Source organism: Halomonas sp. KHS3 (assembly GCF_000830495.1).
Lineage (GTDB): Bacteria > Pseudomonadota > Gammaproteobacteria > Pseudomonadales > Halomonadaceae > Vreelandella > Vreelandella titanicae.
The window spans coordinates 90,559-102,032 of record NZ_JWHY01000006.1; the positions used below are offsets into that span (position 1 = coordinate 90,559).

Consider the following 11,474-nt stretch of genomic DNA (forward strand, 5'->3'; position numbering starts at 1 on the left):
AGCTTAAAGCAAGTGCCTATACTGACCTTACCTATTGATGGAGGTCGCTATGGATTACCACCACTACCGCACAGCCCTTGCGGAAACGCTCGCCCAAAGTGAACTGCCCTTTCCCGCGGCTGAGTACGAAGCGCGCTTGGCAAAGGTTCGTCAGGCCATGGCACAGCAAACGCTAGATGCGTTGCTGCTCACCGACCCCGCCGATATCAATTACCTCACCGGCTATCACACCTTTGAAGTCTCGGTGCACGCCTGCCTGGTCTGCACCCAAGAGCGGTTAGTGTTGCAAGTCGCCTCGATTGAAACCGGTGCCGCAGTGGTCACCGCCCGAGTGGATGAGATCATCGGCTATCGCTGGGAAAACCTGGATGAAATCATCACCCCTTTGGCAGATCTGCTTGCCCCCTGCCAAAAAATCGGTATTGATGGCTGGAGCAGCGGGCTACGCTTTGGCGTCATTGATGCGCTGATGCAGACCATTGGCCGTGAACGCTTTAGCGAGGCAGGCGCGTTAGTCGATGCCATCAGAATTGTTAAAAGCCCTGCTGAACTGGAGATGCTGCAAGAGAGCGCACGCATAACCGCCCTAGGTTTAGAGATCGCCATACAGTGCATTCGCCCCGGCATGACCGATAACGCAATTGCCGCCGCGGGTGCCAAGGCGTTGCTCGAAAATGGCAGCGAGTTTATGAGCCTACAGCCCATTGTGACCAGCGGGCACCGCATTGGCGTGATTCACGTCAACCATAAACGGCGTGTTATCCAGGCCAATGAGCCGGTTTTCTTAGAGTTTGGCGCCGCTTATCAACGCTACACCGCCCCCATGATGCGCACCGCGGTAACAGGCGTGCCAAGCCCAGCTCTCTCCGCTACCCGGGATCTATGCCGCTCAATTTTTGAAGCGCTGTGCAGCGCCATGCGGCCTGGCAACACCTTTGATGCCGCCGCCCAGGCTGCCGACGCCCTGCTCGCACCTCAGCGCGACCAGTATTTCTTCTCCGGTGTATTTGGCTACGCCGTGGGTGCGCAGTTTCCACCTAGCTGGGTGGAGGGCACCGGCTTTATCGCCAAAGGTCAGAACCGCACCTTCGAAGCCAATATGGTGTTTCACCTGCCGCTCTGCCTACGCGTACCTGGTCAGTGGGGCGTAGGAATAAGCGACACTGTGGTGGTGACTGAAAGCGGAGCCAAACCGCTAACCAATAACGACTGGCAGCTGTTTGAGGCGCGCTCATAGGATCTTGCGCCTTATAGTCACAGTATTGACAGCTCGATGGAGTAGCGCTATCGTCATCACAGATGCAAATGAGAAACACTATTTTTATCTCTCTCATCTATATGAGGTGACGATCACTTGAGGTAAAGGTAAGCACTATGACCAGTGAGCAACGCCAACTTCGCCAAACGTTGATATTTTTGCGCACCTCTTTTGAAGCGGTTCAGCACTCTATTGCTGGCCGCCTGGAAGACCCGCTGCCCTGCTGGATGGATACCAGCATGCTTTCCATGCTGGCGCGGGAGCTCACTCGCTGCTGCCAACAAGCCAAACCGCTGTTCGCCCCAGCCGTCACCGAACAGCTCTATATCGCCTCGCAACAGTGCGAGCTGCTACTCAAACAGTGCCCAGGGGTGCTCAGCAGCTCGGTCTGCTATCGCCAACTGGGTGCCATTATGCTGCCACTCTCTAGTGCTCTCCAGCAGATCGACACTCCTGCCAAACGGCGCTGGCCTTGGCAACGACGTTAATTCCCTTTTCCACAAACAAGCGTGCGATTAAGGCCTCCAAATCGGTCTAATCGGCGTGTTCCTGCCGTTTGAAAATTCAGCCTTGCTTGACCCTGCTATTTATCATGATAAATTCAAAGTGAGGCGCCAACGAGCGTCAACGCTGAGACACATCACAAGACAGGGTATCCTCATGGCTGAACAACAAACCGCGGCAGCCTCTGGCTCGCGTAAAAAGTGGTATCAGGCGGTTCCCGACCCCATGGTGCTAATCTTTATTATTCTGGTTGCTACCTATTTTCTGACCTTCATTATCCCCGCTGGTGAGTTTGAACGTGTTACCCAAGATGGCCGAACGGTGGTGGTGCCGGGCTCTTTTGCCTACTTGGAAGACGTTGCCAACATCCCACTCTTCAATATTTTTGTGGCAATTCCTGAAGGGCTTATCTCCGCCTCGCAGTATTTATTTATCGTCTTTATCGCCGGTGGTCTGTTTCATATTCTGCAAAAGACCGGCGCGTTAGAGAACGCGATCGGCGTAGCGGTTAATCGTGTTGGCGTTGAGCGGCGTAACGTGATTATTGTCGTCGGTACCTTTATCTACGGCTTTTTTGGTGTCGCCGTCGGGTTTGAAAACAACATTGCATTAGTCCCCATTGCGGTTCTCATCGCCAGCGCCATTGGCTGCTCCAGTTTGGTGGGTACCGCTATGGCCGTTGGTGGTATTGGGATTGGTTTTGCGCTCTCGCCCATCAATCCCTATACCGTGGGGGTTGCTCAAGGGATCGCGGAACTGCCGACCTTCTCTGGCGCTTGGCTACGTACGTTGCTGGTGCTTTCGTCACTTGCACTGCTCTCGCTGTATATCTGCAAACGCGTCGTCAAAATGGAGTTTGAAGAGCCGGATAACGCGGAAGCACTGAGCAAGCCGCTTAGCGAATACTCTCTCACCAAACGCAACATTCTTACGATGGTCGTGTTTGTGGGTGGACTAGTCGCTATGCTCATTGGCGTGTTCACTCGCGGTTGGTATATCAATGAAATTGCAGGTACTTTCCTGCTCCTGGCGATCATCATTGGCGCCTTAAACGGCCTATCGGCCAACGGTATTGTTAAACAGATGATGGAGGGTGCTGCCAGCGTAACCGCAGGCGCGCTGGTGATCGGGGTGGCGGCCTCTATTCAGGTCATTCTTGAGCAAGCAGTGATTATTGACACCATCGTTAACTCGCTGAGCGCTATGATCGACGGCATTCCGTCAATATTTTCCGCGATTATGGCCAGTGTGGTGCAGGGTATTATCAACCTCTTTATCCCTTCCGGTTCTGGTCAGGCACTGGTGACAATGCCCATTCTGATTCCAGTGGCGGATCTTGTGGGTATGAGCCGTCAACTGATGATCACTGCATTCCAAGTCGGCGACGGCTTAACGAACCTGATTGTTCCCACGTCTGGCGGCACACTCGCCATGCTGGCGTTGGGGCGCGTCTCATACGCCCAGTGGTTGAAGGCGATTATGCCCTTTATGGCGTTGGTGTATGTATTAGCCTGGGTAGGGTTGGTGATTGGCCACTTGGTGGGTTACTGAACAATAGAGGAAACCGCGATGACGCTTTCTCTCGTTCATTGCAATCCTGCCACAGGCACCGTCGCGGCTATCACCGCTACAGGCGGAGTGGCGGTGGGAGGCTATGTACATCACTGTTGGCGAGGCATTGGGGCATGCGCCACCCAAGGGCGCTTTACCAACCCGTGGTACCCAGCTCGGATATATGAAGCACTTGCCGCGGGCGCCAGCGCCCGGCAGGCGCTTCGCGCCGCCATTAGCGAAGACAACGACTCGGGATCGCGCCAATGTTTGGTGATGGATTCTCACGGCCGCACATCAGCACATTCAGGTGCAGAGAATGTGCCGGAAGTGGCTGAAACCTGCTTCCCTAGCGTCGCTGCCGCTGGGAATATGCTGCAGAGCACCGAGGTCGTGAGGATTTTTGCAGAGCAATTTTTACGCCTTAGCGCCACTAATAGCAGCGCTGCCATTCAGCGCGACGAGTCGCCCCGCTTCCCTATTCATCACGACCAACATCTGCTTACGCATCTGATTGATGCTCTTGATGCTGCTCTATCAGCGGGTGGCGATAAGCGCGGTGCGCGCTCGGCCGCGCTGCGTATCGAATCTTTTCATCAAGCGCCTATCGATTTGCGCATCGACTGGTCGGAGGACGTCGTCGGCGCATTGCGGGCGTTAGTCGATGAGTTTATGGCCGAGAACTTTCAAGCCTTTTGGCGTCAACTGCCGCTGCGCTAAAAGCATTTCTACTCTTTTGCTGGCCCCTCTGCCAGCACCTATTGGAGAGTTTATGATCAACACGGTTGCTCACACTGCTTTTAACCAAGGCGAACTGGGAACGGCATTGATTGAACGCCTGGACGAAGCTGCCCAATACTCTGAGCCAGGCCCCGGTGTCACGCGACTGTTCTGCTCCCAGGCGCATCGTCAGGTACTGCCGTTAATCAGTCGCTGGATGGAACACGCGGGGCTTACTCCCCAACTGGATGCCGCAGGCAATCTTGTGGGTCGCTGCCCCAAGGCTCAAGCGGGTGAGAAAACCTTCATTATGGGATCTCATCAAGATTCAGTGATAGAAGGCGGCAAATACGACGGCATGCTGGGCGTGGCCCTACCGCTATTGGCCTTGGAGGCACTTAAACGCGAAGGCGTGACGCTGCCATTCGGGATAGAAGTGGTCGCGTTTGGCGACGAAGAGGGCGTTCGCTTCCCTACCACGCTGGTCGGCAGTAAAGCGCTGGCCGGGAGCGTGACACCTGACCAACTGGAAGCCCAGGATGCCGAGGGAATCTCTCTGCGAGAGGCATTAATAGCCTTCGGTTGCACACCTGAGGATATCCCCGCTACCGCCCGCGACCCTGCCAACACCTTGGGATTTTTAGAAGTACATATTGAACAAGGGCCAATCCTGGAACAGCGCGATCATGCCGTGGGGATCGTTACGGCTTTAACAGGCATTGAACGCCACCAAGTCACGCTAAGCGGCAAGGCCGGACACGCAGGCACTACACCGATGGGCATACGTCATGACGCGCTAGTCGGCGCGGCGGAAATGGTGCTTGCCATCGATAGCGTACTGCAGAATACCGATGAGTTGGTCGGCGTGGTGGGCAGGCTCGATGTCCACCCCAATGCGGTCAACGTTATACCTGCTCAGGTAACGTTCACGATAGAGCTGCGCTCACCCAAAGCGAGCATTCGCCAGCAAGGGCGAGACGTCGTAACAGCTGCCTTAACGGAAGTCGCCACTCGCCGCGGATTAACCATTAATATTGAAAACACTTACAGCGCCGATGCGGTGGCCTGTGCAGACTGGATGATGACCGCCCTCGAACAGGCGTGCACCCAGGTTGGCCAACCGGCAGAGCGAATGTTTAGCGGCGCTGGGCATGATGGCTTAGCGATGCAGGCATTAACCGATATCGGCATGCTGTTTGTACGCTGTAAAGATGGGCTTAGCCACCACCCAGACGAAGCTATTACCGCCGAAGACGGCGAAGTCGCGACGCGAGTGATCATGGCATTTTTACAGCAGCTGCCACGTCCATAGCGTTTTCCGCCCTCAGCCCGTTACGCTAGTGGCTCAGGTAAAAAGCCTCGGCGTACCTGAGCCTCCTGCTGATTCATCACTTGTTGGGCATCAAGCATATGCTCGCGCATGATGTTATAGGCGCTTTCGGCATCGCCAAGCTCAATGGCATCCAAAATTTCTGCATGATAACGACAGCCAGTCTGTCCTAAATCGTGGGTAACTGGCTCATAGAGACGGTGATAAATCGTCAGATCTGAGAGCACCTGTATGGTGAAGCGGATAATAAATGTCAGCAGTTGATTGCCACCGGCCAGTTCAGCGAGCATTAGGTGGAAATGCAGCGAATCAAGATGTTGCTGACGCTCAGTCTCACTATCGTCCGCAGGGTCTGCGTAACTATGCAGGCTTTCACGTAAACGCACCATATCACTGGCAGCCACTTTACCGGCTAACGAAGCGGCTAGTTCAGGCTCTAACGCCAAGCGTATCTGGTAGATATCCTTGATTGATATCTCTTTGAAAAACAGGTAATTACTTAATAGCGATACCGCTTTGGCCTCGCTCATCTCACGCACAAAAGCGCCGCCTCCGGGCCCTGTGCGAGTTTCGACCAACCCCTGGGCTTCCAGTACTCGCGTACTCTCGCGCACTGTCCCTTTCGACACCTGCAGGGTCTCCATCAGTTCCGACTCGCTAGGTAGCCGGTCACCCGGCTTTAGGTGCCTGTCCACGATCCAGCATTTAATGGTTTCCGCCACCTGATAAGGGCGGCGCTGAGGGGCGTTTTTTAACATGCTATCAACAACATCCTTGGTAATAAGCAGCAAGAGTACCAGAGAGATCGCGAGTTTGGATGCCACATAAAAGGTTATCTAGCGCATAAATACGTTTAAAAATATCTGGCTGGCACTAACTAGTAAACTGGTCTATTCTTGTGCGTACTATTTCATCGAAGCATTCAAAAGGAGCTTAATTGATGGCTTTCGAAACACTGTTTACTCCCCTCCAACTGGGTAGCCTATCGATTCCTAACCGGGTTGTTATGGCGCCACTGACACGTGCGCGTACACCCGATAGCGTACCGGATGAAATTCAGGAAGCTTACTATGGCCAGCGCGCAGGAGCGGGACTGATCATCAGCGAAGCCACCAACATATCTCCCACTGCCCGTGGCTACGTGTATACACCCGGTATTTGGACGGATGAGCAGGAAACAGGCTGGAAAGGCGTTGTTGACGCAGTACACGCCAAAGGTGGCCGTATTGCTCTGCAACTGTGGCACGTTGGGCGAGTTTCTCACGAAATGGTTCAACCTGACGGCCAACAGCCGGTAGCACCGAGTGCCTTGAAAGGCGAAGGCGCCCTGTGTTTCGTAGAGTTTGAAGATGGCACCGCGGGTCAGCACCCCACCAGCACGCCACGTGCACTGGAAACCGACGAGATCCCAGGCATTGTTGCCGACTATCGCCAAGCGGCCGAACGCGCCAAGCGTGCCGGCTTTGACATGGTCGAAGTCCACGCCGCGAATGCCTACTTGCTTAACCAGTTCCTGGCGACGGGCACCAACAAGCGTACCGACCAGTATGGCGGATCGCTGGAAAACCGGGCTCGCTTCCCGCTGGAAGTGGTTGATGCGGTGATTGACGTTTACGGGGCTGACCGGGTCGGCATCCGCATGACGCCGTTTATCGAACTGTTTGGTTTGACCGACGACGAGCCGGAAGCGATGGCGTTCTACATGGCTGAGCAGCTTTCAAAGCGTGGGTTGGCCTATCTGCACCTGAACGAGCCCAACTGGGCCGGTGGCGATATCACCTTCCCTGACGGTTTCCGTGAGCAGATGCGTGAGCGCTTTAGCGGTAGCCTGATCTACTGCGGTAACTACGATGCAGAGCGCGCCGAAAAACGCATCAGCGAGAACACCACTGATGCCGTGGCCTTTGGCCGCCCCTACATCGCCAACCCCGACTTGCCAGAGCGCTTCCGCGTCAACGCCCCACTGACCGAGCCGAACCACGAAACCTTCTACGGTGGCGATGAAAAAGGTTACACCGACTATCCGTTCATGGATAACGGCTATGACCGTATTCAGTAACGACCAAGAGTGATTTTTATCACCACGCCCTGTTCAGCCTGTGGCTGAACAGGGCGTTTTTCCTGCGAAACGCTATACGCGTGGTTGCTGCTGAGTTATGCAGTGAATGTTCCCGCCGCCAAGCAGTATTTCCCTTGCCGCAACGCCGATCACCCTCTTCGTGGGAAATAACCGGGATAGGATGCCTCTGGCCTGTTCATCGTAACGAGGATCCAGCAAGGGCATCACAATGGCCGAGTTACTAATATAAAAGTTGACGTAAGAGCCTGCCATGCGATCCCCAGGTAAGCGGGGATGCGAGCTGTTCAGGCGATCAATCCCACTGGCCTCATCCTCGGCAATATGTAGAGGGCCTGGCTGGGGCAGCTTATGAATAGTGAGCCGCCTACCTTGAGCATCCGTGGCGTTTTCCAGCACACGCAAGGCTTCCCGGCAAATAGCGCCCTGGGGATCTTGCTCATCCTCACACCACGTTAGCGCAACATGGCCTGGCGCAATAAAGCAGCACAGGTTGTCAACGTGGCCATCGGTCTCGTCGAGATAACAGCCACGCGGTAACCAGATGATGTGACTGACACCTAAATACTCCTGCAGCCAGTGTTCGATCGTGGCGCGGCTCATCTCCGGATTACGATTAGGATTCAGCAAGCACTCTTCCGTGGTAATGAGCGTACCTTCACCATCCACATGAATGGCTCCTCCTTCTAATACGAGCGGGGCCTCGAATCGTTGAATACCCAGCATCTCACTGATTTTACAGCGAACCCGCTTGTCTTTGTCCCATGGGAAGTAGAGCCCCTCCTTCAACCCGCCCCAGGCATTGAACTCCCAGTCCACCATGGCGAGTCGCCCATCGGGATGGGTAATGAAGGTGGGGCCGACATCGCGCATCCAAGCATCATTGCTGGACAACTCAACCACCCGAATATGCGCAGGCAACTGGTTGCGGGCATTTTCATACTGCTCATCGTTAACCCCCACGAAGACCGTCTCGCTCTCAGCAATCGCCACAGCCACATCCACAAAGGCTTGCTGAGCGGGCTTCGCACCGTAGCGCCATGTATCGGGGCGCTGGGGCCACAGCATCCAGCAGGCAGAATGGGGGGCAAACTCCGCTGGCATTGAAAAGCCTAATGCTCTGGGTGTTGGCTCACCCGCCAGAGGTTCGGTGGCCGTTGTAGGAAAGGTCGTCGCGTGTTTCATATATTCCCCACCACTATAAAGAAGCCCGTTGCCACGGCAGCGGCTATTAGGACATAGGGAAGTTGCGTTAACGCATGGGCCATTGGCGTACACCCCGCCCCTTGGGCAGAAAGGACGGTAGAATCACCGTAAAAGCAGGCGTGGCTGCCAAAGGCACTGGCGGAGATTAAAGCCCCCACCACGAGCGGCATATGCGCATCCATACTACTGGCAAGCGGTAATACGATAGGCATCGCCACGGCAAACAGTCCCCAGAAGGAGGCGGTCGCAAAAGCGAGAAAGGCCATGGTGACGAAGACAACCGCCGGTAGCATACCCGCGGTCATTAAAGGTTGAACACTCTCGATCACATAGTTGGTTAAGCCAAGTAGGTCATTGACCTCCTTAAGCACAAACCCAGCCACCAGCGTGCCGAGTGGCATAATCATGGCTTTGAAACCATCTAGCGCGGTATCAAACGTATCGTTAAAGCTTAATAGCCGTTGCACCGCGATAAGCACTAGCGTCACTGCAAGCGCCACAATCACGCCGCGCAACACATCAATCTCAAAATACCAGGTGAAGAAAATCAGCGTCGCAATGGGAAGCAGAAAATTGAGCAGATGAGGGCGTTTTTTGCCTGTATCTTCTATTTCCAGCGCGCTGTCATCAGCGCCATCTGGTTGCGGCTGGCCAGCTTCAGCACGCGCCTCTGCTGCTCGCATCGGGCCAAGGTTGGGGATAATGCCCAGTGCCACCAGGGGCACCAGCGCCGCCGCTATCCAGGCGTAAAACATAAACGGTATGGCTTGGATGTACAGCTCCATGCCGTTACCAGCGACATTGTTCTCTTCCAGCAAACCTGCAAAGAACACAGCCCAGGTGGAAAACGGTACGAGAATACAGATCGGCGCTGCAGTGGAGTCAACGATATAGGCCAACTTCTCACGGGATATGTTAAAGCGATCAGTGATTTTCTTCATGGAAGCGCTAATGGTCAGCGCATTGAGATAGTCATCGACAAAAATTATTAGTCCCAGCCCCCAGGTAGCTAACAAGCTTTGTCGGCGGGTATGGATGCGTCGGGTAACGGCATCACCAAAGCTTAACACCCCTCCGGTTTTTACCAGCAAGGCAATCAAGCTACCAAATAGCCCGCACACCAGAATAATCCATGTCACCGTGTCATTACCCAATACCGATAGCAGTATATCCGACCCTTGGGTAATGACATTGAGGGGTTGAAACATTAATAAGCCTACCAGCGCGCCTGCCAGAAGGGACTCAATCGTGCGCTTGGTAATAATCGCCATGACTAAAACCACTAACGTGGGTATAAGGCTTAAAGCTCCATACTCTTCCATTGGTTATTCCCCTTTATCGTTGTCGTAGGTCACTACTGAAGACGGGCGCTAACGCCCGTCCCGAATAGCAGTGTTTATAGGTAACCATCCGCTTTAAGTGAGCGCGTGGTGGCGGCAAACGCTTCGTCGAGAATAGCAACGACGTCGTCGACTACTTGACGCGTCCAGATCAGGGGCGGCGAGATGATATTGAGATGACCAACCGGCCGAATAATCAAACCACGTTTCTGTGCTTCAGCGGCCACGCGGTCACCTACGCGCGCGTCAACGGGGAGTAATTCTTTGGTTGTTTTATTAGCCACATTTTCAATCGCCATCATGAAATGACTGCCACGTATATCACCTACCGTTTCATGAGAGGCGAGCGTTTTGAGCTTGGATTCAAGATAGGGGCCAACTTCGCGAACATTCTCACAAATGCCTTCGCGCTCAATGATTTCGATATTTTTAAGCGCTGCAGCACAGCTCACGGGATGCCCAGAATAGGTGAAGCCGGTGCTCAATACTCCGCCGGGGCCTTGAGGAGTACTTAGCACCGCATACAGGGCGTCAGATATCAGCGTTGCACCTAATGGGGCATACCCAGATGAAAGCCCTTTCGCCACATTGATAATATCGGGCTGGGTTTCAAACACGGCTTCTGAGGCAAAGAAGTGCCCTAAACGTCCAAAGCCTGTCACCACTTCATCAGCAATGAACAGAATATCGTTGGCACGGCATATGGCCTGCACGCGGGAATGGTAGCCCTGTGGTGCCACCAATACGCCCCCCGCGCCCATGATTGGCTCAGCAATAAAGGCCGCTATGTTATCCGCCCCTAGCCGGTCAATGGTTTGCTCGAGTTCATCGACCAGGTGATCACAATACTCGGCCTCACTCATCCCCTCTGGGCGGCGATAGCAGTTGGCTTCGCTCAGATGGGTCACCAGATCAAGTGTATCGAACTGCCAGTTATTGCTGGCGATACCGGTCAGGCTCGCCGCCATGTAGGTGGTGCCGTGGTAGGCATTGGTGCGCGACAAGATCCGCTTTTTCGAAGGCTTGCCCAAGCGATTGAAGTAGTAATGCACAAGCCGGATGGTGGCATCGTTTGCCGTTGACCCGCCGCAGCTATAAAACACATGGTTCAAGTGGGCAGGCGCAAGCTCTGAGAGCTTGGCCGCCAGCTCGGTGGCCGGGGCATTGGAGAGATTGTTAAAAGTGGAAAAGTAGGCCATGCGTGTGGCTTGCTCGGCCATCGCCTGGCCAATTTCGGCACGGCCGTGGCCCACATTGACACACCACAGGCCGGCAATCCCATCGATAAAGCGGTTGCCGTGTGCATCTTCGACATAGATACCATCACTGTCGGTAATTAAGTCACAGCCATTTTCGTGGAACACACTGAAGTCGGTAAAGGGATGGATAAAGTGATTTTTATCTTTTTGCCAAAGGTCTTGCGCGTCGTAAGAGCCTTTCGCCTGCTGTTGAGTCATCGTCATACCCTCGCTTATTAGGAAGCCGTTG

At 54.4% G+C, this 11,474-nt stretch carries 10 protein-coding genes; 6 read left to right on the forward strand and 4 right to left on the reverse strand.

Features of this window, described 5'->3' with window-relative positions:
• Positions 1-49: 49 nt before the first annotated feature.
• From RO22_RS15300 to RO22_RS15320, 5 genes are all read left to right on the forward strand, one after another.
• On the forward strand, positions 50-1,237 hold the full coding sequence (locus RO22_RS15300) for a M24 family metallopeptidase (RefSeq protein ID WP_041158723.1): 1,188 nt from the start codon (positions 50-52) through the stop codon (positions 1,235-1,237).
• 137 nt (positions 1,238-1,374) lie between these two features.
• Positions 1,375-1,746 (forward strand): hypothetical protein, encoded by a 372-nt coding sequence (locus RO22_RS15305; RefSeq protein WP_041158724.1) that lies wholly within the window; start codon positions 1,375-1,377, stop codon positions 1,744-1,746.
• A 172-nt stretch (positions 1,747-1,918) separates the two neighbouring features.
• Positions 1,919-3,313 carry a YfcC family protein gene (locus RO22_RS15310; protein WP_022521668.1) on the forward strand — a complete coding sequence of 465 codons (1,395 nt, stop codon included), beginning with the start codon at positions 1,919-1,921 and terminating at the stop codon, positions 3,311-3,313.
• Between the two features lie 18 nt (positions 3,314-3,331).
• On the forward strand, positions 3,332-4,033 hold the full coding sequence (locus RO22_RS15315; protein ID WP_039857353.1) for a DUF1028 domain-containing protein: 702 nt from the start codon (positions 3,332-3,334) through the stop codon (positions 4,031-4,033).
• Positions 4,034-4,085: 52 nt separating this feature from the next.
• A complete protein-coding gene (locus RO22_RS15320; protein WP_083868645.1) occupies positions 4,086-5,345 on the forward strand; it encodes an allantoate amidohydrolase in 1,260 nt (419 codons plus the stop codon).
• A 20-nt stretch (positions 5,346-5,365) separates the two neighbouring features.
• Here RO22_RS15320 and RO22_RS15325 read toward each other — a convergent pair whose 3' ends face one another.
• Positions 5,366-6,121, reverse strand: a complete 756-nt coding sequence (locus RO22_RS15325; RefSeq protein ID WP_027957091.1) for a FadR/GntR family transcriptional regulator — start codon at positions 6,119-6,121, stop codon at positions 5,366-5,368.
• 182 nt (positions 6,122-6,303) lie between these two features.
• Between RO22_RS15325 and RO22_RS15330 the strand changes: the two genes are divergently transcribed.
• Complete coding sequence (locus RO22_RS15330; protein WP_041158726.1) at positions 6,304-7,422, forward strand: alkene reductase; 1,119 nt, start codon at positions 6,304-6,306, stop codon at positions 7,420-7,422.
• Positions 7,423-7,494: 72 nt separating this feature from the next.
• Here RO22_RS15330 and aguA read toward each other — a convergent pair whose 3' ends face one another.
• The 3 genes from aguA to RO22_RS15345 all read right to left on the reverse strand — a co-directional run bounded on the left by aguA (position 7,495) and on the right by RO22_RS15345 (position 11,449).
• On the reverse strand, positions 7,495-8,625 hold the full coding sequence (aguA, locus tag RO22_RS15335) for an agmatine deiminase (RefSeq protein ID WP_052475650.1): 1,131 nt from the start codon (positions 8,623-8,625) through the stop codon (positions 7,495-7,497).
• Complete coding sequence (locus RO22_RS15340) at positions 8,622-9,968, reverse strand: Na+/H+ antiporter NhaC family protein (RefSeq protein WP_041158727.1); 1,347 nt, start codon at positions 9,966-9,968, stop codon at positions 8,622-8,624. The genes aguA and RO22_RS15340 overlap by 4 nt, the downstream gene beginning before the upstream one ends.
• Before the next feature lie 74 nt (positions 9,969-10,042).
• Positions 10,043-11,449 carry an aminotransferase gene (locus RO22_RS15345; RefSeq protein ID WP_197029744.1) on the reverse strand — a complete coding sequence of 469 codons (1,407 nt, stop codon included), beginning with the start codon at positions 11,447-11,449 and terminating at the stop codon, positions 10,043-10,045.
• Positions 11,450-11,474: the final 25 nt, after the last annotated feature.

Bases quoted from the DNA above. Each gene is read 5' to 3' on its own strand.
- RO22_RS15330 (WP_041158726.1), top strand. From the start codon at position 6,304: ATGGCTTTCGAAACACTGTTTACTCCCCTCCAACTGGGTAGCCTATCG.
- RO22_RS15315 (WP_039857353.1), top strand. From the start codon at position 3,332: ATGACGCTTTCTCTCGTTCATTGCAATCCTGCCACAGGCACCGTCGCG.
- RO22_RS15345 (WP_197029744.1), bottom strand. From the start codon at position 11,449: ATGACGATGACTCAACAGCAGGCGAAAGGCTCTTACGACGCGCAAGAC.
- RO22_RS15340 (WP_041158727.1), bottom strand. From the start codon at position 9,968: ATGGAAGAGTATGGAGCTTTAAGCCTTATACCCACGTTAGTGGTTTTA.
- RO22_RS15305 (WP_041158724.1), top strand. From the start codon at position 1,375: ATGACCAGTGAGCAACGCCAACTTCGCCAAACGTTGATATTTTTGCGC.
- RO22_RS15320 (WP_083868645.1), top strand. From the start codon at position 4,086: ATGATCAACACGGTTGCTCACACTGCTTTTAACCAAGGCGAACTGGGA.
- RO22_RS15300 (WP_041158723.1), top strand. From the start codon at position 50: ATGGATTACCACCACTACCGCACAGCCCTTGCGGAAACGCTCGCCCAA.
- RO22_RS15310 (WP_022521668.1), top strand. From the start codon at position 1,919: ATGGCTGAACAACAAACCGCGGCAGCCTCTGGCTCGCGTAAAAAGTGG.
- aguA (WP_052475650.1), bottom strand. From the start codon at position 8,625: ATGAAACACGCGACGACCTTTCCTACAACGGCCACCGAACCTCTGGCG.
- RO22_RS15325 (WP_027957091.1), bottom strand. From the start codon at position 6,121: ATGTTAAAAAACGCCCCTCAGCGCCGCCCTTATCAGGTGGCGGAAACC.